Here is a 20,176-nt window from a genome sequence, read left to right as displayed (position 1 = left end):
GATTGTCCGTGCCCCGTTTTTCAGCCAACTTGTCGATGCTTTTCACCGAACTGCCTTTTCTGGACCGCTTTGACCGTGCGGCCCGCGCCGGTTTTGAGGGGGTGGAGTTTTTGTTCCCCTACGACCACCCGGCCGAAGAGGTGGCCAAAGCCCTCCAGGACAGTGGCCTGAAACTGGTGCTGCACAACCTGCCTGCGGGCCATTGGGCGTCGGGCGAGCGCGGCATCGCGTGCCACCCCGATCGGGTGGTGGAGTTTTGCGAAGGGCTGAACCAGGCGCTGGACTATGCCCGGGTGCTGGGCACGCCGCAGATCAACTGCCTGGCGGGCATCTTGCCGGTAGGTGTGGACACTGACCAGGCCCAGGCCACGCTGGTGCGCAATTTGCGCCAGGCCGCGGCCACGCTGGGCCGCAAAGGCGTGCGGCTCTTGATGGAGCCGATCAACACCTTCGACATTCCCGGCTTTTTTGTCAACCGCACGGCGCAGGCCTTGCAGATCATGGACGAGGTGGGCTCGGACAACCTGTACCTGCAATACGACATCTACCACGCGCAGCGCATGGAAGGTGAATTGTCAGCGAGCTTGCATAAGCACCTGTCCCGCATTGCCCACGTGCAGATCGCCGACACCCCCGGGCGACACGAGCCGGGCACGGGCGAGATCAATTACCAACACCTCTTCAACTGGCTTGACGAGATCGGCTACAGCGGCTGGGTCGGCTGTGAATACAAACCCCGTAACCCCCAGCCGGGCGGCACCGAAGCTGGTCTGGGTTGGCTGCCTGTACGCCAAGGTACGCCCAGCGGCGCTGTTTGCTCAGCCATGACTTGAGATGTCAACCGATTTAAACAAGGAAACAAGATGACAAAAAGTGGCCTGAAAGTCGGCTTTATTGGCCTGGGCATCATGGGTGCGCCCATGGCCCTGAATTTGCTTAAAGCGGGGCACATGATGTTTGTGCAAACACGCAGCAAGCTGCCCCAAGACCTGGTGGACGGTGGCGCCACCGTGTGTACCAGCGCCGAAGAGGTGGCCAAGCGGGCCGATGTGATCATCACCATGCTGCCCGATACGCCTAACGTGCAGGACGTGTTGCTGGGTGAGCGCGGAGTGGCAGCGGGGCTAAAGGGGACAGCACAGGGCAGCGATGGCCGGCCCAAATTGGTGATCGACATGAGCTCCATCAGTCCGATGGCTACCCAAGTTATGGCCAAGCGCATTCACGCGCTGGGCGCTGAGCACCTGGATGCGCCGGTCTCGGGGGGCGAGGTGGGGGCCAAAGCCGCCAGTTTGACCATCATGGTGGGGGGGCTTGCGCACAGCTTTGAGCGTGCCCGTCCCCTGTTTGAAAGCTTGGGCAAGAACATCACCCATGTGGGTGGACACGGTGACGGGCAGACCACCAAAGTGGCCAACCAGATCATCGTGGCGCTCAACATCGAGGCGGTGGCTGAAGCGCTTTTGTTTGCCAGCAAGGCTGGGGCTGATCCCGCCAAGGTACGCCAGGCCCTGATGGGTGGCTTTGCCGCCAGTCGAATTTTGGAAGTGCACGGTGAACGCATGGTCAAGCGCAGTTTTCAGCCGGGTTTTCGGATCGCCCTGCACCAAAAAGACCTGGGCCTGGCTCTGCAAGCCGCCCGAGAGATGGGGCTGTCCTTGCCGCACACGGCCAGCGCAGCACAACTCATGCAGGTATGCGCTGCACACGGCCTGGCCGGACTGGATCACTCGGCCTTGTGCCGCAGTTTGGAAATCATGACAGGGCACGACATCGCGGCCAAGGACGTTAACATTGTTGCATGATTGAACCGACAGACTCCAACACGCGCGGCGCTGGCCCAGTTGCGCTGCCCGACGCCAACGAATCGCCTTTGTTTTGTTTGCGCCACCTCTACGACGTGGCCGTGCAACGCGCCTTGCCCCTGCACAACACCGCCGCCCATTTGCCCACCCCCCCAGATCCTGCGAAGGGCCGCACCCTGGTGCTCGGTGCTGGCAAAGCCGGGGGTGCGATGGCGCAGGCGGTGGAGGCCCTGTGGCCAGCAGATGCGCCGCTGTCGGGCCTGGTGGTCACGCGCTATGGCCACACACCACCTCGCCCGGCGGGATTGCCCGAGCGCATCGAGGTGTTGGAGGCCGCGCACCCCGTGCCTGATGCAGCGGGTTTGCAAGCCGCCGAGCGCATTTTGGAATTGACGCAAGGCTTGACGGCCGACGACCTGGTGCTGTGCCTGATCTCGGGCGGCGGCTCGTCGCTGCTGACCCTGCCTGCCGAGGGCATCGATTTGCAGCTCAAGCAAGACATCAACCGCCAGCTGCTGGCCAGTGGGGCCAATATTTCCGAGATGAACTGCTTGCGCAAGCACCTCTCGCGCATCAAAGGCGGGCGTCTGGCGGCGGCCTGTAGCCCTGCGCGGGTGGTCACGCTCACCATCAGCGACGTGCCGGGCGATGACCCGTCCATCATCGCCAGCGGCCCCACCGTGCCCGATGCCACCAGTTGCGCCGACGCGCTGGCCATTTTGCAACGCTACGCCATCAACGTGCCCGACTCGGTGCTGCAGGCTTTGCAGTCGGGTGTTTGGGAAACACCCAAGCCCGGCTCGCCGGTGTTTGCGGGGCACAGTGTGCACATGATCGCCACGCCCCAGCAGTCGCTGGAGGCCGCAGCTGCCGCTGCTCGTGCCATGGGGCTGAACGCCTACATTCTGAGCGACGAGATTGAGGGCGAGTCGCGCGAAGTAGGCAAGGTGCACGCGGCGCTGGCCCGCGCGGCGGCAAAAGGCCTTGGGCCTTTCCAAAAACCCTGCGTGATTCTGAGCGGGGGCGAAACCACCGTGACGATCAAACCTCAGACCGCTGACACGCCCAAAGGGCGCGGTGGCCGGGCGGGCGAGTTTTGCATGGGGCTGGCAGAGGCCTTGCAAGGTCAAAACGGCGTGTGGGCGCTGGCGGCCGACACCGACGGTATTGACGGCATTGAAGACAACGCCGGGGCGCAAGTGGGCCCCGACACGCTGGCCCGCGCCCTGGCGCTGGGCCACAAGGTGGACGAGCACCTGCAGCGCAACGATGCCTATGGTTTCTTTGAACCCTTGGGCGATCTGGTCATCACCGGACCCACACACACCAATGTGAATGACTTCAGGGCCATGCTGGTGCTGTGATGCAGGTCGATGGGTTGAGGCGCTGATGGGCTAGGTTTGCTTGGTTAATGCTTCAATGACGGCTTATGATTGTTTTCTTAAAAATACAAAAACAGATCAAAAGTCAATCCTATTTAGAATTCCTTGGTCGTTTTTTTTAAACGTGTGTCAGGGATACAAGTCAGGGTTTTCATGATCTTTCAAGTTTTTCGTCGTGGCGCTCAAATCATGGGCGCAAGCTGTGTGGTGATGGTTTTGTCTGCCTGTGGTGGTGGGGGCTCAGGCCAGGCAACCGTGGGTGTTCCTGGTGCACCCACCGTGTACGCCGCCACGCCAGACCGTGCCAGCGGCCGTGTTCGTTTGGATGTCACACCCCCCGCATCTGACGGGGGTGCTGCCATCACCGGCTACAAAGCCACCTGCGCCGAAGCCCTTGAAGTGCCCCTGGGTGCTGCGGCCACCAGTCCCGTCGTTCTGTGGTTTGGCGAGTCTGCCAGCAGCCCTGTCACCGTCACGGGGCTGACCCGAGGTGCTTCTTACGTCTGCTCGGTCAGCGCCAGCAACAGCGCAGGCACCAGTCCTTCGTCTGCGTCGGTGAGCGTGTCCCTGGCAGGGCTGTGATCCATCTCGCCGGGGAAGGGTTGTCGGCGGCTGGGCCACAGCCATGACGGACAAAGTCGGCCCGCTGCCATGACCCAAGAGGTTTGGCCGCTGGAATTCCTGCGGGGTCAATCGCGCTGATTTGATGTGTGTCAAAGCCAAACACCGCCCGCTCTGGCACATTCAGGGTCATCATGTTGGATACTTCTTTGCACATTTTGTCCGAGCCCATCGTCACCCATGGGGCCGGTACCGCATTGCTGCGTCGCGGGGACCGGGTGGACCGCATCGTGCATGTCATGCAAGGGCGTGTGGTCTTGGGGGTGGTGATGGACGGCCAAATGGCGCATCAGTTGGGCGTGGTGGAAGGGCCTTTTTGGCTTGAAGCCGCTTCGGGCTTGTTGGACCTTCCACATGTGGTGGATGCCGTCGCCGAAACTCAGGTGAGCTTGCAGTACGTGAGCGTTTCCGATTTTGTGGCACAAGTGCATGCCTTGCCCGAGGCCTCGCAAAACCTGCTCATGGACATGGCGCGGTCACAGCGCCAACAAACTGAACTCGCGGTCAGCCGCGTGGCCAAAGACGCCGATGCACGATGTGCCGAATGGCTGCTGCGCCATGCCGAACCCACTGACCCTTCGGGCGGTCTGGCCGTGAAGCTGACCGAACGCAAACGCACCATCGCCGCCCAGTTGGGCATCGCGCCCGAAACCTTTTCGCGGGTTTTGCGCCATTTGCGCGAACGCCAGCTGATCAGTGGCGGCGGTCGTGTGCTGGGCCTGCCCAACCCGCAGGCGCTGCGCGAGTTGGCCGGGGTTTGAGCTTTTTTTAATCTCCGCTGATCTTGCGTTCGCGGATGATCGCGCCAAAGCGTTTGGAATCGTCCGCAGCGCGGGCACCGAACTCGGCGGGGGTCAAGGGTAGGGCCTCACCGCCCAGGTTCTGGATGCGGTCTTTCAAAGCTTGGGTGCCCAAAATGCGGTTGATCTCACGGTTGACACGGTTGACCACATCGGCGGGCGTGCCCGCAGGCGCGTAAAAGCCGAACACCGAGTCGGCATCAAAACCTTTCAGGCCTGCTTCGTCCAATGTGGGTACGTTCGGGAACAGGGGAGAGCGCTTCATGCTGCCCACGGCCAGCAGCTTGAGCTTGCCTGCCCGCACCTGGCCCAGGCCAATGCCCGGGTCAAAGTAAAAGTCCAATTGACCGGCCAAAACGTCTTGAAGCGCGGGCGCAGCACCCCGGTAGGGCACATGCACGGCAAACAGGCCCGCCTGGCTTTTCATCATTTCGCCAGCCAAGTGGGGTGAGCTGCCGTTGCCTGCCGAGCCATACGACAAGCGGCCGGGGTTGGCCTTCACATGGGCCAGAAATTCTTGGATGGTGTTGGCCGGAAAGTTGGGTTTGGCGACCAGAAACACCAGCACGCGGGCGGCCGAGGCCACGGGCACCAGGTCTTTGGCGGGGTCAAAGGGCATGCGGGCATAGATGTGCGGGTTGACCGACACCATGCCGCCCGAGCTCATGAGCAGGGTGTAGCCGTCGGCGGGTGATTTGGCGACCATTTCACCGCCGAGGTTGCCGTTGGCACCGCCCCGGTTTTCGACCACCACAGGCTGGCCCAGCGCCTCGCCCAAGGGCACGCCAATGGCACGGGCAATCTGGTCAGCTGCGCCACCCGGTGGAAAGTTCACCACGATTTTGATGGGCTTGGTGGGCCAGCTTTGCGCGGCGGCGCTCAGGCACAGGGCAGGGCCGGCCGCGATGGCGAGCAGGGCGGTGCCGATGGCGCGGCGTGAGAAGAATTGGGTTTTTGGCATGCTTGTCTCCTTGTTTTTGGATGGGGTCAGTGTCGTTGATGAGGTCAGGATTTTTGCAGTCTCGGATTCTTCATCCACAGAACGGGTTGTTCCTTGACCGGGCGGGCTGGCGCACCATGTTGCAGCAAAGCCTGATCAAGCGCTTGACCGGCTTCGTCTTGCAGGGCCGCTTGCCGGATCCGGGCCACGGCCTCAGCTTGCTCGGCCACGGGCACTTTGGAGGCTGGGCCGCACACATGGCGCAGGATGTGCAGCAGGTTGTCCTTGCCGCGTTCGTTGGTGCTGCCGTAGCCTTTGATGAGTTGGCCGCAACGCGCCAGCTCCAAGCCCAGCGCGGGCGACTGGCGTGTGGCGCTTTCAATGCCGCCCAGCCACTCTTCGATCAGTGCTTGCTCGGCCTGATAGCGGCTGCCCAAGGGACGCAACACGCGCAGGCTGGCCAGGAAGCGCAAGCTGGCCATGCCCCACAGCGCGTGCCGCGCCACCTTAAGTGGCATGGACCAAGGTGCTTGGCCATTGGCTACGCGGGCGCGGTCCCAGCGCAGCAGCCGGTTGGCCAGCCCTTGCGGCAACAAGGCAGCCAGCTCGGGCACGCCGGGTTTGAAGTGGTCGTAGACCTTGAGCACATCGCCCTCTTTGGCTTTGACTTCTTGTGTGACGCGGTCCCAGCGGCTGGCGCGGCTTTTGAGGTCGGCCACACGGATGATGTCGTCAAACGCCATCCACAGGGCCAACCAGCGGGTGGCTTCAAGTGTCACGGGGCGGGTGGCGTCTTTTGAACTGGCTTCTGCACTGAGCAATCGTTCGAGGCGTTGCACATACAAACGGGCATAAGCGGGGCCTTGGTATTCCACCAAGCGCTGGTGCGCCAAGCCCATGAGGGGGTGCAACTCTGCTGGAAACTTGACGGCCACATCTGAAGGCAAAGCCGCCGATGAAGATTCAGATGCAGAGGGCGCAAGTGCTGCAGGTTTCATCACATGCTCGACATACTGTGCTTGTTCGCGCTGGCGCGTGACCACATCAAAGGCCAATGCAAAGCCACGCAAGCTGGCCTTGGCCGAGTTGCTGGGGCCCGCCAACACGGCTTCGTAATGCGTCCGTGCGAAAGGCAGCAAGCCACTGCCCGCAATGGCACCCAGCATGACCGCGCTGACCATGGTGCCGCTTTGCTGGCACAGGCTGGCCATGTCCATCACATGGTGGCGTTGGCTGTGCGCAGCCACCACATCGAGCAGGGGGCCTTCGGGGCGGCGGCCATCGCCCATGGTCATTTTCTCGGCGGTGGTGAGTGCCCGCGATGAGGCGCTGATCACCAGTGTGCGGTCGCTTGAAGCCAGGCCGTTGCCAATTTGGCGTGCGGTCTCCAGCAACTCGGACGACACCAGCGCATCGAGCCGCCCAGGCAGCGGGTTCAGGCCCAACACCGGCAAGCGGCCTTGCAGCTGGCTGTGGGGCAGGGGGTAAATTTCCAGGTAATAGGTGGTGGCCCCGGTGCGTTGCGCCACGCCGGGAATGGAGGTGGCTTGTGCCGGGTGGCCTGAGTGGCGGGCCACGTCGACCAGCCAGTCGGCCAGCACGCCGCCACCTTCGCCACCCAGGGCGCACAGCAAAATGGAAATCGGTTGGGTCATGGTGTCTCTCTGAAATGGGCGGTTCAAGCGGGTTGCAGCCAACGTGTGGCCAGGCCTTGCCAGCGGGCCCAGAGGCGCTCGTGCCACTTGGGGTTTTGCACCACTTCGGCCCGGTAAAACGAAGGGCATAGCGTGGCCGCGTGCGCGTTTTCGCCGCACAAGCCGCAGCCCACACAGCCGTCGATCACGGTGGCCACTGGGTCGACTTTCAGCGGGTCGGGGTTGTCTTTGAGCGTGAGCGTCGGGCAGCCCGAGAGGCGAATGCAGGCGTGGTCGCCGTTGCACACGTCTTCGTCCACGCCGTACTTCACGCGTTCCACCCGCTCGCCTTTGGACAGCAACGAGGCCAGCCAAGGCTTGATGCGGCGCTGGCGCTCCAGCTGGCATTCGCCTTCGGCCACGATGACTTTCAGGCCCTGAAACTCGGTGGTGAAGGCTTCAGTCAGCGTGGCCTGCATATGGCTCACCTCGTAGGTGTGGACCGTGCGCAGCCATTGCACGCCCAGGCCTTTGAGCGTGGACTCGATGGTCTGGTTGGTGTGCACCATGCTCTGGCGTTTGTCGCCCGCCAGTTCTTTGGCGATGTCGGTGGGCGTGTTAATGATGTCCTGCGTGCCCGTGGCCGAGGTGTAGCCGTTTTTGAAGATCAGCAGTACCGCATCGTCGCCATTGAACAGCGCACTTTGCACGCCCGTGAGCAGGCCGTTGTGCCAAAAACCGCCGTCGCCCATAACCGACAAGACGCGCCGCTTCATGAGCGGCGAGACGCCCGCCCGACTGGCCAGGCTCATGCCGTAACCCAGGATGGAGTGGCCTACCGAAAACGGCTCAAAAGTGGCCAGGGCATGACAGCCGATGTCGCCTGAAATGTGCACCGGGCCGACATCTTGTTGGGCCAGCTTGAGGGCCGAGAACACGGGCCGTTCGGGGCAGCCAATGCACATGCTGGGTGGCCGCGCAGGCAACGGGGTGCCCAGCAGGGCTTGCACTTGCTGGCGGCGTTCGCCATTGGTGGCCAGCCATTGGCGCGTGGCCTCGGGCACGGCGTCGGCTTGGTGGCGGTCCATGAATTTCAGCAGGCCCTGGGCCATGACCTCGGCGGTGTATTCACCACCCGAGGGCAGCATGTCTTTGCCGTGCAGCGGGGTTTGCAGATCGAGGCGGCGCAGCATCAGCGCGAGTTCTTGCTCGATGTATTCGGGCTGGCCTTCTTCGAGCAGCAGCACGGCCGATTTGTCTTTGCAGAAATTCACCAGCTCGTCAGGCACCAGCGGATACGTCACGTTCAGCACCAGCACCGACAGGCTGGTCACCCCAAAGGCATCGGCCAAGTCGAACTGTTGCAAAGCGCGGATCAGCGTGTTGTACAGACCCCCTTGCACGATCAGGCCCAGGTGGCGATGTGTTGTGCCTTCAAAGTGCTCGTTCAGGCGCTGCTCGGCAATGTATTGGCGGGCGGCGGGGAAGCGGTGCTCGACTTTGCGTTTTTCTTGCGCAAAGGTCACAGGCGGGTGCGCCAGCCGCATGTAGTTGAAGCCTGCGGGTTCGTCGATCAGGTGTTTTTTGGACAGCTTGGGGGCTTGGTTGTCCTTGGCCACAAACTGGCCGCGCACATGACAGGCGCGGATGCGCAGCTCCATCATCACTGGCATGTTGGACGCTTCGGACAGCCTGAAACCGTGCTCCACCATGTTGACCATCTGGCCCAGCTCGGGCCGGGGGTCCAGCAGGCACATGCCCGACTTCAGCGCATAGGCGTGTGTGCGCTCTTGAATGACGCTCGCGCCTTCGCCGTAGTCTTCGCCCACCACGATCAGCACGCCGCCGGTCACGCCGGGCGAGGACAAATTGGACAGCGCGTCAGCCGCCACGTTGGTGCCCACAATCGACTTCCAGGTCACCGCACCGCGAATCGGGTAATGGATGGACGCGCCCAGCATGGCCGCAGCAGACGCTTCGTTGGAACACGCCTCCACATGCACGCCCAGCTCGTCCATATAGGGCTTGGCCTGCACCATCACATCGAGCAAGTGCGAGACCGGGGCACCTTGGTAGCCGCCCACATAACTCACGCCCGACTGCAGCAGGCCCTTGGTGATGGCCAGGATGCCCTCGCCATGAAAGACCTCGCCCTCGCCCATGCGCAGGGCCTTGATTTCTTCGTGAAATGAAACTTCCAAAGCACGCTCCTTGCGTTGTTGTGCCCGCGTTCGAAGGGCCAGACCATCTTACATATCAGTTCATTCAATGCGTTGAATAAAGTTCATGCATCAAACGCATGTGCAGTGGCCAGTCATCTTGGTTACAGCCGAGCCGCAGGCAAGACGCCACCATGCGGCATCCCCCCCAACCAACAGGAGTCGAGACATGAGCAGCAGACGACAGTGGATTCAATGGGCCGGCCTGGGTGCCGCTTCGCTGGGTGTGATGGGCCGAGCGTGGGCCGGGCCATTTCCTGAAAAGCCGATCAAAATGATCGTGCCTTATCCCGCAGGGGGCGGTGCCGATCAGTGGGCCAGGATTGTGGCGGGCAAGGCGGAGAAATTGTTGGGGCAGCCCATCGTGATGGATTACAAGCCCGGTGCCAGCACCACGATTGGTGCAGATGCTGCCGCCAAAGCGCCCGCCGATGGTTACACCGTCCATTTGATTGACAGCACCGCCTTTGCCTATGTGCCCAACATGCGCAAAGTGTCGTATGACCCGCTCAAGGCCTTCACGCCCTTGGTCCATTTGGGCGATTTGCCGTTTGTGTTGGTGGCCCACCCTTCGGTGCCGGTTCGCAATTTGCAAGAGCTGATCGCCTTTGCCAAAGCCAATCCCAACAAACTCAATTGCGCCAGCGCGGGGGTGGGCTCACCGCACCATTTGATTGCCGAGATTTTCAAGCAGCGTGCGGGCATCTCCATGAACCATGTACCCTACAAGGGGGCGGCCCAGTACATCGCCGATTTGTTGGGCGGTCAGGTGGATTTGGCCGTCTCCACCCTGGGGCCGGCCATGCCGCACATCCAAACAGGCCGCATGCGTGCTTTGGCCGTGTCGTCTGGCAAACGTTCAAGCACCATGCCCGATGTCCCCACCATTGCCGAGCAAGGTTTTGAGGGCTTTGATGAAAAACCCTGGAACTGTTTTGTGACCAACGCGGGGGTGCCTGCCGAGGCGCTGGAGCGCTTGCGTTCAGCGTTTCGCGCCACCATGGATGACCCCGAGGTGCTGCAGGCTTTGCGCAAGACGGGGGTGGAAGAAGTGGGCCGCATGCCACTGGCCCAGATCAGCGAGCAAATGCGCCTGGACAACCTGAAGTGGGGCGATGTGATCCGCCGCGCCAAGATCACCATGGACAGTTGAGCGCCGCAGGCCCTGAAGTGGGGCCCGGGGCCGGCCCTTATGCTGCGGGGCGGGCCTTGTCCGGGTACTGGTCAAACACGGTGCCCTGGGCGAACAGGGCTTCCATGTCTTGGGCCGAATAACCCAGTTGGCCGAGCACCGACCTGGAGTGCTGACCCAGCCAGGGGGCCGGCTGCCGAATGCTGCCCAAGGCCCCACTTGATTTGATGGGCAAACCCAAGGTCTTCATGGGGCCAATGATGGGGTGATCCAGGTCGTGCACCATTTGCCGGGCCAGCACATGCGGGTCGTGCAGGGCTTGCTCGTAGCCAAAAACAGGCCCGCCCGGTATGCCCACCGCATCCAGCAGGGCCACCCAGTGCGCCGTCGTGGCTTGTGTTGTCACCGATTCAATGTCGCGTTCGAGTGCGTCCACGTTTTTGACGCGCAGCGCCTGGGTCAGGTATTCGGGGCGCTCAAGCCAGTCGGGTTGGCCGATGACTTTTTCACAAAAATTGACCCACATTTTTTGGGTGCCCGCACCCACCGTGACATAACCATCGCAGGTGCGGTAGGCCTGGTAGGGGGCCGAACGCCTGTGGCGGGTGCCGGTGGCGGTGGGGATTTCACCTGAGCCAAAGTAAGCCCCGAATTCCCAAGGGGTCCAGGCCAGCCCTGCTTCCAGCAGCGAGGTCTCGATGTACTGACCTTCGCCAAAACGCAGCTTGCCAATCAGGGCCCCCAAAATGCCCGACAGGGCCGTCACACCACTGGCAATGTCGTTCATGGCAATGCCCACTTTGGCCGGACGCCCGCCCGGCTCACCGGTCATCATCATGATGCCGGACATGCCCTGGGCAATGATGTCAAAGCCGCCTTTTTGGCCATACGGCCCGGTCTGGCCAAAGCCCGACATGGAGGCGTAAATCACGCCGGGGTTGTGTGCGCGAATGCGCTCGTAGTCCAGCCCCATGCGCTTGACCACACCGGGGCGGAAGTTTTCCATCACGATGTCTGCCTGGGCAGCCAGCTGTTGGGCGATCTTCAGGCCCGCTGGGTCTTTCAGGTTCAGGGCGATGCTTTGTTTGTTGCGGTTGAGCACCGCAAAACAATAGGACTCGCCATTGACTTTGGGCTCAAACTGACGCGATGTATCGCCTTTGTCGGCGTTTTCGAGTTTGATGACCTCGGCCCCCATGTCCGCCAGGACCATGCTGCAGTAAGGGCCAGCCAAGACGTTGGTCAAATCCAGGACACGCAGGCCAGACAAAGGGAGTTTCATGGTGAGGACTTTCTTGGATCAGCGTGGACGTTTCAGCGGCCGGTGAACACCGGTTTGCGTTTTTCCATGAAGGCGGTGCGACCTTCGGTGAAGTCGGCGCTGTTGAAGCACTGCGCCACCAATTGGTCGCACAGGGCCACATTGCGCAAAGACGGGTCTTTGACGATTTCACCCACAATGGTTTTGATTGAAGCCACGGTCATGGGCGCGTTGGCCGCGATGGTGTCGGCATATTGGGTCACATAAGCCAACAAATCTTCCTGGGGCACCATGCGGTTGATCAGCCCCATGGTCAGGGCCTCGGGTGCACTGAACTGCCGTGCAGTAAAAAAGATTTCTTGCGCAAAGGACGGCCCCACCACGTCCACCAGTTTGCGCACACCGTCGAATTCGTAGCCCAGCCCCAGTTTGGCGGCAGGCACGGCAAAACGCGAATGGTCCGCGGCAATCCGGATGTCGCAGTTCAGCGCCACACCCACGCCACCGCCAATGCAATAGCCTTGGATCATGGCCAAGGTGGGTTTGTTGAGGTTTTTCAGGGCCTGCATGCCTTCTTGAGCCACCGCGTCGTAGCGCTGGGTGGCTTCGGCGGAGTCGCGTTGTTCGGCAAATTCTGAAATGTCTGCACCCGAGACAAAGGCTTTTTCGCCAGCGCCGTGCACCACCACCACGCGGATGTCGTCATCGCGGGCAAATTCGTGGGCAATGTCCGCCAGTCCCTGCCACATTTCCAGTGACACGGCATTGTGTCGGGCGGGGTTGTTGAAGGTGATCCAGCCCACATGCTTGTCTTTGCGGGCGGCCATTTTGTCGGTTTTCAAAAAGCTCATCGAGTGACTCCAAGGGAATGGCCAATCAGTATGTGGTCCATTGGGGTGCGCCCGCGTTACCCGCGCGACAGACGCTCACTGAGGCGCGAGGGGCCACTCCGCCAAAGCACTCAACGCCCAACAGGGCTCGTATCCGTGCAAAATATCAGGTCTAGGCGGTATGCATTTCATGAATATCAAAGATTTGGACCTGAACCTTCTGCGTTTGTTCGATGCGGTCTGGCGCACGCGCAGCGTGAGCCTGGCTGCCCAACAGTTGGGCATGTCGCAGCCTGCGGCCAGTCAAGGGCTGGCGCGTTTGCGGGCAGTGTTGGGGGACGCCCTGTTTGAGCGCAGTGGCTCGGGTGTGCGGTCCACACCCCGTGCCGACCGGCTGGCTCAGGGGGTTCAAAGTGCACTGGCCACGATTGAGCAGGCGCTCAACGCTTCTCAACTGTTTGACCCACAACGCTCGACCCGGGTGCTGCGGCTGCACCTGAGCGACATTGGTGAGGCGCGTTTTTTGCCAGAACTGGTGCTGGCCTTGCAAGGCTTGGCACCGGGCATGCGCCTGGAGGCTTTGCCGCTGCCACACGCTCGGATCGGCGCAGCCTTGGACAACGGGCAGCTGGACTTGGCCATCGGTTTTTTGCCCGAGGTGGTGCAGACCTTGCAGCAGCCATTGCTGAGCGACCGTTATGTGCTGCTCATGCGCAAAGAGCACCCTGTGGCCCTGCGCTGGGGGCGCATGAATGCTCCGATGACAGACCCCTTGGTCTGTGCGGACTCATCAGCCTCCCCTGGTGCTTTGGCCCCAGCGCTGTTGGCCGAGCTGGAGTTTGCTGCCGTGCGCACCCATTCGGACACGCTGCGCATTTTGGAGCTGATGCATTGGCAGCACCGCCTGCGCCTGACGGTGAGCCACTTTTTGTCGCTGCCCGGCATTGTGCGCAGCAGCGATCTGGCGGTTTTGATGCCACGCAATTTTGCGCAAGGCTTTGCCGAGACCGGGGCGCTGGCCCTGATCGAGCCCGATTTGCCCCTGCGCGACTTCACGGTGTCCATGCACTGGAGCGCCCGCTTTGACAAAGACCCCTGCCTGCAATGGCTGCGCAGCACGGTGTCTCGTTTGTTCAGTACCCCCGAGGTGAATTCATGAGCAGTTTCAAACCCTACCTGAGCGCCATTGAAGCGCCCAACCTGGCCGAGGTGCAGGCACTGCCCGGCTTGACTCTGCTGGAATTTGGCACCGAATGGTGCGGCCACTGCCGCGCTGCCCAGCCCTTGATGGCACAGGCCCTGGCCACCCCAACGCCGTGGCAGCACCTCAAAATCGAAGACGGACCGGGCCGTGCGCTGGGGCGCCACTACCGGGTCAAGCTCTGGCCCACGTTGGTGCTGTTGCGCGATGGGCAGGAAGTAGGGCGGCTGGTGCGGCCTGCAAGCGAGCAGGACATTCAAACCGCCATGTCCAAGGTCTGAGTTGTGAGCAAAAGCTTGGTTTTAAGGTGCTTACCGCCCATCGAACCGGCTTTCCGAAAAGAATCGCCCCGAGGGCGGGGCTCCCACAAGCAAAAGAGTTGTCACAAACACAGGCATCCCCTTGTGCATTCCCTTGTAGGAGCGACGCCCTCGTCGCGAAAAGCCCCGCCGACCACTCCCCATCGACTGGGCATCGCGCCCACACTGATCACCCCGGTTTTGGCCGACAGTCGCCAGGCTTCAGCAAGCGGCCAGCGCTTGCTCCAAGTCGGCCATCAGGTCGTCGATGTGCTCAATGCCCACCGACAAACGCACCATGTCTTCGCTCACGCCCGCCTTGGCCAGTTCCGCCGCGTCCAGTTGGCGGTGTGTGGTCGACGCCGGGTGTGTGGCCAGCGAACGGGCGTCGCCAATGTTGACCAATCGGGTGAACAGTTGCAGCGCGTCCAGGAAGCGTGCGCCTGCGGCGCGAGGATCGGCGTCTTGGCTCTTCAGGCCAAAGGAGACGATGCCCGAGGCTTTGCCGTTCATGTACTTTTGCACCAGCGCATGCTCAGGGTGATCGGGCAGACCGGCATAGTTGACCCAAGCCACTTTGGGGTGTTTTTGCAGGTGAGTGGCCACTGAGAGCGCGTTGTCGCAGATGCGGTCCATGCGCAGCGCCAGGGTTTCGATGCCTTGCAAAATCAAAAAAGCATTCATGGGTGAAATGGCTGCGCCCATGTTGCGCAGTGGCACCACACGGGCACGGCCAATGAACGCCGCCGGGCCCAGTGCTTCGGTATAGACCACGCCGTGGTAAGACACATCGGGTTCGTTCAGCCGTTTGAAGCGGACTTTGTGTTCAGCCCAAGGGAATTTGCCCGAATCGACAATCGCACCGCCGACGCTGTTGCCGTGGCCACCCAGGTATTTGGTGAGCGAATGCACCACGATGTCGGCCCCGTGCTCGATCGGGCGGCACAGGTAGGGGCTGGGCACCGTGTTGTCCACGATCAGCGGCACGCCATGGGCGTGGGCGATGTCGGCGAGTTTGGCGAAATCGGTCACGTTGCCCAGCGGGTTGCCCACCGATTCGCAAAAGACGGCCTTGGTGCGCTCATCGATCAGGGCGGCAAAGCTCTCGGGCTGGCGCGGATCGGCAAAGCGCACCGTGATGCCCATTTGCGGCAAGGTGTGGGCAAACAGGTTGTAGGTTCCGCCATACAAGGTGCTGGCCGAGACGATGTTGTCGCCGCTTTCGGCCACGGTCTGGATGGCGTAGGTGATGGCGGCCATGCCCGAGGCCACGGCCAGCGCGGCGATGCCGCCTTCGAGGGCGGCGACCCGCTTTTCCAACACGTCTTGTGTCGGGTTCATGATGCGGGTGTAGATGTTTCCGGGCACTTTCAGGTCAAACAGGTCAGCGCCATGTTGAGCGCTGTCAAACGCATAGGCCACCGTTTGGTAGATGGGCGTGGCCACGGCTTTGGTGGTCGGGTCGGGCATTTGGCCGGCGTGCACGGCCAGGGTTTCGATTTTCATGGAGAGTCTCCTTGGGGTTGGACAGGTCAGTTTATGCAGTTGCCTTGCATGGAGCTGAAGTGAAGGCTGTTTTCATGAAACAGATGGCTGTATAAAAAACAGGTCATGACGCCCCACCGAATTCCGATCCCAATTTTCAGAACCGAAACGGCTGTCCTAGGCAGATAAACTGTTTTTTTTGGCGTGAAATGCGCAGAACCACCACGGAGTCCTCCGACCATGATTCAAGACAACATCCACATCGCCATCGCTCGCTTGATGGAGGGCGAACCCCTGAATGATTTTTGCGACTGGTTTGTTCAGGCTCAAATGACAGACGCACAAGCCATGAACGCGATGCCACCGGTCGCTGCTTCGGATGTGGCGCGCAGCTTGCGACATGTGGCCCGCCAACTGTGGGGCCAACTGCCGTATCCACCTCAGCGCTGGCGTGCCCGTGGTTTGCCCAAAAGCGATCGCAATGCCCCCTGCCATTGCGGCTCAGGGCTCAAATTCAAGCAATGCTGCGCCGAGTTTGAGCACATGCCTTTTCCCCTGGAACTCGAGACCTTGCAAATGCTGGCGCTGGACTATGCGGACCCCCAATGGTTGATGGGGGACAAGCTCAAAGAGGTGCCAGCCGTGGCCTTGGGGCATGCCGCCATGGCTTGGAACGATGCAGGCGAGCAAGACCGCACCATCCGTATTTTGAGCCCATGGTTTGCCGACCTGAAATCGCTGAACGAGCGCCACGAAGTCGCCTTTGACGCCTTTGTGGATGCCTTGCAACAGCACGGTCAAGAGCTTGAGCGGCGGGACTTGATCGACCGCATGGCGCAGCACCCCAACAAGGCGCTGGCCACTGCGGCTCGCACTCGTCTGGTGAGCATCCTGGCCGATCAAGGTGAGATGGACAAGGCTTGGCAGCTGTTTCAGGAGACCAGCCGCTTCAACCCCAATGACCCGCAGCTGTGGCACCTGGAGTTGAGTTTGCTGATGACTCAGGGGCGGCAAGAAGAGGCCCGTTTGCGAGCCCCCTTGCTCGCTGCCCGTGCGCGCAAGGTGGGCATGGATGATTTGGCCGAGGTGCTGGTGGGCATGGCCGAGGAAGGCATGGGTTTCTTGCGCGATGCGGCTTTTGATGAGGTTGACGACCCCTTTGAGGAGTCGCTGATCGATTTGGCGAATGCGGTGCCCGAGCAGCTGGATGTCCAAACCTTGCACAGCCTGTACACAGTCAAACGCTCACCGCAAGGAGAGGGCGACGCGCGTGTGAATGTCGCTTGGGTGGAGCCCGTCAAAAAAATGGCCGACCTGAACCGGCGCTGGCAACGAACATTCGCGGTGGTCAAGCCGGAAATGACCTGGTTCAACGGCGATGTGGACAACTTGATCGAGTCCTTGCCAGAAGCCCAGCAATTTTTGCAAAAGTACCCACAAGCCTGGTTCAGCGCAGAGGTGCTGGACGATGTGTTGATGACGGCCTATGCGCTGTGCGACGACGAATCGCCAGCCCCCGTGCTGGACGCAGCACAACGTTTGGCTGATCACGCTGTGGCTGTGCTGCAAAGTCTGGCGGGGGATGCGCAGCTGCACTGGGCAGTCCAGGCGCATCGCCCCTTATTGCGCTGCTTGGCCATCGCCGTGGAGCTGGCGCAGATGCACATCGACGAAGAATCGGCCATTCAATACCTGACTTTGGGTCTGGCTCTGAACCCCCACGACAACCATGGCTGGCGCACCACGCTGGCAACTTTGTACATGGAGAGGGGCGACTACCAGCACGCCTTGAACGTGATGGCGAGTTACCCGCAGGACATGCCGCCTGCTGAACATCGCCGTGCCTTGGCTTTGTTCAACCTGGACCGCAAGCCTGAAGCCGAGGTTGTTTTGCGCGATGCCCACCAAGCGCACCCCCTTTACTTCAAGGCCTTGCTGCCCAAGGTCATGGATGCCCCACCGTCTACGGACGAGCGGGGGTATTTGTTGGGCAGCGAGGAAGCGGCTTGGCATTTTCGAATCGAATCCCGTCACTTGTGGGTGAGTACCGGGGCACTGGCTTGGGCGCAAGGTCTGCAGTTGCCAGACCCCAAGCCTGCCCAGGCGTCCTAACCTGCCCCCCGCCAAAAAGGCTGCGAAAAAGACGTCCTCTCCTTCCATGGGCATGATGGATGTGTCGCCCACTTTTGGCAGCCAACAAGAAAAGTAGCTGCGCAAAATTTGCAGCGATTACCCGCGTTTGCATGGTTTTTTGCAAGCGGTGGCCTGGTCTCCCCAGCTCATCATGCCCAACACCTGGCTGGGCACCGTCATGGCCACAAAGTGAACGCATCAAGTGGCACCTTCGGGCGTTTGGGTGGCTTGGCTGCGCGTGCAGCGCTGTGGCGTGTGCATTCGCGCGTGACCGACGACGAAGGCAAGCCCATCTTGCAGGCGCTGTCTGAGCAGCCTGCGGCTGGGTCGGAACTGGAGGCCGTTTTGCAAGACCTGTGGTCAACGGTGAACAAAGTGCGTTCAGCGGGAATGCATACCAATTGACGGCCTGAGGGCGAAGCCCTTGACGTTCGAAGTGCGCGTCTGCTGTGGCCAGAGCACCTGCCGACCGTCAAGCCAGCAAGGCCCCTGCATCCTCGTACCAGAACATCAACGCGGCGTCGTAGCTTTCCCACACACAACCGTTGCAGCCCCGCCCGCAGCACGAGGTGGGCTCTGGGGGCGGCTCCCGGAAGTCGTGGCCTGCGGCCTGCAGGCGTTCCTGAAATTGCGCAATCCCCCGGCGCACGGAGGCGCGCTGGGATGCGTAGGGGTCGATGATGGGGTGATCGTTGTTTTCGGTCATGCCGTATTGTCGATCAGCTCTTGCATGGTTTTTTGCAGGTCGGTGGCTCCCTGTAGGTCGGTGGCTTCAGCTCCGACGTTGCGCGCTTCGGCGCAGGTCCTCTGTCGGGGCTGAAGCCACCGACCTACAAATACATGTCCCCGTAGGTCTGCACCGTCAGGTTCGACGCTTGTCTGCTTCGGCGCAGGCCCATGTCGGCGCTATTGCCGCCGACCTGAAAATGCATGGTTCCCTGTAGGTCGGTAGCTTCAGCTCCGACATGGCGTGTGTCGGCGAAGACTCATGTCGGGGCTGAAGCCACCGACCTACCCGATGTTCACGGGCTGGCCCTGCACCACCGTGTGCGCAATCAAGCGCTCATCGCCCAACACGATCATCGCAAACAGCCATTCGGCCAAGGTCTCGGTTTGCGCGGTGCGCCGGGCCAGCAGGGGCGTGGCTTGGGGGTTGAGCACCACAAAGTCGGCTTCGCAGCCGGGCAGCAGGTTGCCCACTTTTCCGTTCAGGTCCAGCGCGGCGGCGGCACCTGCCGTGTGTTGCCACCACAGGTGTTCGGGTGCCAGGCTGATGCCCGGACGGCCCACACTTTGCCTGGCGACGGTGTAGGCCGCGTGCATGGTGTGAAAGGGGCTGAAGCTGGTGCCGCCGCCCACATCGCTGGCCAGGCCGTAACGCAGACCGGCTGCGTTCGAGGCGGGGTAGTCAAAAAAACCGCTGCCCAAAAACAGGTTGCTGGTGGGGCTGACGGCGGCGGTTGCGCCCACTTCGGCCATGCGTCTGCGGTCGGCATCGTCGAGGTAAATGCAATGTGCGTACACCGAGCGCTGGCGCAGCAGGCCTGCGCGGTCGTACACATCCAGATAACTGCGGGCTTCGGGAAAGAGTTCGTGCACCCAGCGGATTTCATCCAGGTTTTCTGCCACATGCGACTGAATCCACACATCGGGGAACTGCTGCGCGATCTCGCCCGCGCCGTGCAGTTGAGCCTGTGTGCTGGTGGGGGCAAAGCGCGGTGTGATGGCGTAGCCCAGGCGGTCCACGCCGTGCCAGCGGCGAATCAGGTCTTCCGTTTGGCGCAGGCTCAAGGCGGTGTCGGTGTCGCGCAGGCCGTCGGGGCTGTGGCGGTCTTGCAGCACTTTGCCGGTGATCATGCGCAGGTGGCGCTTTTGCGCCTCGGCCATGAACACGTCGACCGACTCGGGGTGGGCGGTGGCAAAGCACAGCGCGGTGGTCACACCGTGGCGCATCAGCTCGTCCATGAAAAACGCGGTCACTTCGTGCGTGTAGGCCGGCTCTGAAAAATGCTTTTCGTGCGGGAAGGTGTAGTGCTCCAGCCAGGGCAGCAGGCCGTCGGCGGGCGAGCCGATCACATCGGTTTGCGGGTAATGGATGTGCAAATCGACAAAGCCCGGTGCGATGCACAGGCCTGGCCAGTGGGTCACAGGCAGGTCGGGGAATTGCGGGGCGAGATCGCGGTAGGGACCGATGGCCTGGATGCGCACGATGCCGTCGGCTTCGCGGGCGGTCACCAGCAGGCCGTCGGTTTCGTGCTGGGCTTGCGGCTGGGTCGGGTCAGGAAACCACAGCAGGCCAGCGCGCCAGCCTTGGAAAAAGGAAGGGGAGGTCATGGGTTTAATAAGCTGGAATCAAACGGTCAAAGTTGTTGAAGATCGAAGCCACGGCCTCGACAGGGAGCTGCGCTCAGGCCACAAATGTTGGAGCTGAAGC

18 protein-coding genes are annotated in these 20,176 nt (G+C 61.7%); 10 read left to right on the top strand and 8 right to left on the bottom strand.

All coding sequences use genetic code 11. The features are described from left to right. The first annotated feature begins 8 nt into the window (after positions 1 to 8). The 5 genes from hyi to AMM41_RS12550 all read left to right on the top strand — a co-directional run bounded on the left by hyi (position 9) and on the right by AMM41_RS12550 (position 4,569). Positions 9 to 833, top strand: coding sequence for a hydroxypyruvate isomerase (hyi, locus tag AMM41_RS12570; RefSeq protein ID WP_089959101.1), 825 nt, complete (start codon positions 9 to 11; stop codon positions 831 to 833). Between the two features lie 30 nt (positions 834 to 863). Then, complete coding sequence (locus AMM41_RS12565) at positions 864 to 1,805, top strand: 2-hydroxy-3-oxopropionate reductase (protein ID WP_089958770.1); 942 nt, start codon at positions 864 to 866, stop codon at positions 1,803 to 1,805. Then, positions 1,802 to 3,169: a glycerate kinase type-2 family protein gene (locus tag AMM41_RS12560; protein ID WP_228769258.1), complete on the top strand. Its 1,368-nt coding sequence runs from the start codon at positions 1,802 to 1,804 to the stop codon at positions 3,167 to 3,169. The genes AMM41_RS12565 and AMM41_RS12560 overlap by 4 nt, the downstream gene beginning before the upstream one ends. A gap of 171 nt (positions 3,170 to 3,340) precedes the next feature. Beyond that, positions 3,341 to 3,769 (top strand): fibronectin type III domain-containing protein, encoded by a 429-nt coding sequence (locus tag AMM41_RS12555; protein WP_089958766.1) that lies wholly within the window; start codon positions 3,341 to 3,343, stop codon positions 3,767 to 3,769. Positions 3,770 to 3,942: 173 nt separating this feature from the next. After that, positions 3,943 to 4,569: a Crp/Fnr family transcriptional regulator gene (locus tag AMM41_RS12550; RefSeq protein ID WP_089958763.1), complete on the top strand. Its 627-nt coding sequence runs from the start codon at positions 3,943 to 3,945 to the stop codon at positions 4,567 to 4,569. Positions 4,570 to 4,576: 7 nt separating this feature from the next. On the opposite strand, the gene AMM41_RS12545 is transcribed toward AMM41_RS12550, so the two are convergent. Genes AMM41_RS12545 through AMM41_RS12535 form a run of 3 tightly spaced genes read right to left on the bottom strand, consistent with a single transcriptional unit; the run spans position 4,577 to position 9,383 of the window. Next, positions 4,577 to 5,569 (bottom strand): Bug family tripartite tricarboxylate transporter substrate binding protein, encoded by a 993-nt coding sequence (locus tag AMM41_RS12545; protein WP_089958759.1) that lies wholly within the window; start codon positions 5,567 to 5,569, stop codon positions 4,577 to 4,579. A gap of 44 nt (positions 5,570 to 5,613) precedes the next feature. Further along, complete coding sequence (locus AMM41_RS12540) at positions 5,614 to 7,203, bottom strand: indolepyruvate oxidoreductase subunit beta family protein (protein ID WP_089958756.1); 1,590 nt, start codon at positions 7,201 to 7,203, stop codon at positions 5,614 to 5,616. Between the two features lie 23 nt (positions 7,204 to 7,226). Further along, a complete protein-coding gene (locus tag AMM41_RS12535) occupies positions 7,227 to 9,383 on the bottom strand; it encodes a thiamine pyrophosphate-dependent enzyme (protein ID WP_089958752.1) in 2,157 nt (718 codons plus the stop codon). A 187-nt stretch (positions 9,384 to 9,570) separates the two neighbouring features. Between AMM41_RS12535 and AMM41_RS12530 the strand changes: the two genes are divergently transcribed. Then, entirely contained in the window at positions 9,571 to 10,554 is a 984-nt protein-coding gene (locus tag AMM41_RS12530; protein ID WP_194944776.1) for a Bug family tripartite tricarboxylate transporter substrate binding protein, read from the top strand. 37 nt (positions 10,555 to 10,591) lie between these two features. Here the strand turns inward: AMM41_RS12530 and AMM41_RS12525 are convergent, their stop codons facing one another. After that, on the bottom strand, positions 10,592 to 11,815 hold the full coding sequence (locus AMM41_RS12525; RefSeq protein ID WP_089958746.1) for a CaiB/BaiF CoA transferase family protein: 1,224 nt from the start codon (positions 11,813 to 11,815) through the stop codon (positions 10,592 to 10,594). 32 nt (positions 11,816 to 11,847) lie between these two features. Beyond that, entirely contained in the window at positions 11,848 to 12,645 is a 798-nt protein-coding gene (locus AMM41_RS12520) for an enoyl-CoA hydratase (protein WP_089958743.1), read from the bottom strand. A 169-nt stretch (positions 12,646 to 12,814) separates the two neighbouring features. On the opposite strand from AMM41_RS12520, the gene AMM41_RS12515 reads away from it, so the two are divergent. Both AMM41_RS12515 and AMM41_RS12510 read left to right on the top strand, forming a co-directional pair. Then, on the top strand, positions 12,815 to 13,783 hold the full coding sequence (locus tag AMM41_RS12515; RefSeq protein WP_194944775.1) for a LysR family transcriptional regulator: 969 nt from the start codon (positions 12,815 to 12,817) through the stop codon (positions 13,781 to 13,783). Beyond that, positions 13,780 to 14,106 (top strand): thioredoxin family protein, encoded by a 327-nt coding sequence (locus tag AMM41_RS12510; RefSeq protein WP_089958735.1) that lies wholly within the window; start codon positions 13,780 to 13,782, stop codon positions 14,104 to 14,106. The genes AMM41_RS12515 and AMM41_RS12510 overlap by 4 nt, the downstream gene beginning before the upstream one ends. Before the next feature lie 240 nt (positions 14,107 to 14,346). Here AMM41_RS12510 and AMM41_RS12505 read toward each other — a convergent pair whose 3' ends face one another. After that, positions 14,347 to 15,630 carry an O-acetylhomoserine aminocarboxypropyltransferase/cysteine synthase family protein gene (locus tag AMM41_RS12505; RefSeq protein ID WP_089958731.1) on the bottom strand — a complete coding sequence of 428 codons (1,284 nt, stop codon included), beginning with the start codon at positions 15,628 to 15,630 and terminating at the stop codon, positions 14,347 to 14,349. A gap of 219 nt (positions 15,631 to 15,849) precedes the next feature. On the opposite strand from AMM41_RS12505, the gene AMM41_RS12500 reads away from it, so the two are divergent. Beyond that, complete coding sequence (locus AMM41_RS12500; protein ID WP_089958728.1) at positions 15,850 to 17,721, top strand: SEC-C metal-binding domain-containing protein; 1,872 nt, start codon at positions 15,850 to 15,852, stop codon at positions 17,719 to 17,721. Positions 17,722 to 17,931: 210 nt separating this feature from the next. After that, positions 17,932 to 18,147, top strand: coding sequence for a hypothetical protein (locus tag AMM41_RS12495; RefSeq protein WP_194944774.1), 216 nt, complete (start codon positions 17,932 to 17,934; stop codon positions 18,145 to 18,147). Between the two features lie 67 nt (positions 18,148 to 18,214). On the opposite strand, the gene AMM41_RS12490 is transcribed toward AMM41_RS12495, so the two are convergent. Then, positions 18,215 to 18,448 carry an oxidoreductase-like domain-containing protein gene (locus AMM41_RS12490; RefSeq protein WP_089958720.1) on the bottom strand — a complete coding sequence of 78 codons (234 nt, stop codon included), beginning with the start codon at positions 18,446 to 18,448 and terminating at the stop codon, positions 18,215 to 18,217. Between the two features lie 305 nt (positions 18,449 to 18,753). Further along, complete coding sequence (guaD, locus tag AMM41_RS12485) at positions 18,754 to 20,076, bottom strand: guanine deaminase (RefSeq protein WP_089958716.1); 1,323 nt, start codon at positions 20,074 to 20,076, stop codon at positions 18,754 to 18,756. Positions 20,077 to 20,176 lie beyond the last annotated feature (100 nt).

The sequence above is a fragment of the Limnohabitans sp. 2KL-3 genome, assembly GCF_001269405.1.
In the GTDB taxonomy this organism is placed as follows: domain Bacteria; phylum Pseudomonadota; class Gammaproteobacteria; order Burkholderiales; family Burkholderiaceae_C; genus Limnohabitans_A.
This window is presented reverse-complemented; position numbering and strand designations above follow the sequence as displayed.

Excerpts from the sequence above, each read along its gene's own strand:
- AMM41_RS12560 (WP_228769258.1), top strand. The coding sequence starts at position 1,802 with ATGATTGAACCGACAGACTCCAACACGCGCGGCGCTGGCCCAGTTGCG.
- guaD (WP_089958716.1), bottom strand. The coding sequence starts at position 20,076 with ATGACCTCCCCTTCCTTTTTCCAAGGCTGGCGCGCTGGCCTGCTGTGG.
- AMM41_RS12520 (WP_089958743.1), bottom strand. The coding sequence starts at position 12,645 with ATGAGCTTTTTGAAAACCGACAAAATGGCCGCCCGCAAAGACAAGCAT.
- AMM41_RS12515 (WP_194944775.1), top strand. The coding sequence starts at position 12,815 with ATGAATATCAAAGATTTGGACCTGAACCTTCTGCGTTTGTTCGATGCG.
- AMM41_RS12525 (WP_089958746.1), bottom strand. The coding sequence starts at position 11,815 with ATGAAACTCCCTTTGTCTGGCCTGCGTGTCCTGGATTTGACCAACGTC.
- AMM41_RS12530 (WP_194944776.1), top strand. The coding sequence starts at position 9,571 with ATGAGCAGCAGACGACAGTGGATTCAATGGGCCGGCCTGGGTGCCGCT.
- AMM41_RS12555 (WP_089958766.1), top strand. The coding sequence starts at position 3,341 with ATGATCTTTCAAGTTTTTCGTCGTGGCGCTCAAATCATGGGCGCAAGC.
- AMM41_RS12545 (WP_089958759.1), bottom strand. The coding sequence starts at position 5,569 with ATGCCAAAAACCCAATTCTTCTCACGCCGCGCCATCGGCACCGCCCTG.
- AMM41_RS12500 (WP_089958728.1), top strand. The coding sequence starts at position 15,850 with ATGATTCAAGACAACATCCACATCGCCATCGCTCGCTTGATGGAGGGC.
- AMM41_RS12550 (WP_089958763.1), top strand. The coding sequence starts at position 3,943 with ATGTTGGATACTTCTTTGCACATTTTGTCCGAGCCCATCGTCACCCAT.
- AMM41_RS12565 (WP_089958770.1), top strand. The coding sequence starts at position 864 with ATGACAAAAAGTGGCCTGAAAGTCGGCTTTATTGGCCTGGGCATCATG.
- AMM41_RS12540 (WP_089958756.1), bottom strand. The coding sequence starts at position 7,203 with ATGACCCAACCGATTTCCATTTTGCTGTGCGCCCTGGGTGGCGAAGGT.
- AMM41_RS12510 (WP_089958735.1), top strand. The coding sequence starts at position 13,780 with ATGAGCAGTTTCAAACCCTACCTGAGCGCCATTGAAGCGCCCAACCTG.
- AMM41_RS12490 (WP_089958720.1), bottom strand. The coding sequence starts at position 18,448 with ATGACCGAAAACAACGATCACCCCATCATCGACCCCTACGCATCCCAG.
- AMM41_RS12505 (WP_089958731.1), bottom strand. The coding sequence starts at position 15,630 with ATGAAAATCGAAACCCTGGCCGTGCACGCCGGCCAAATGCCCGACCCG.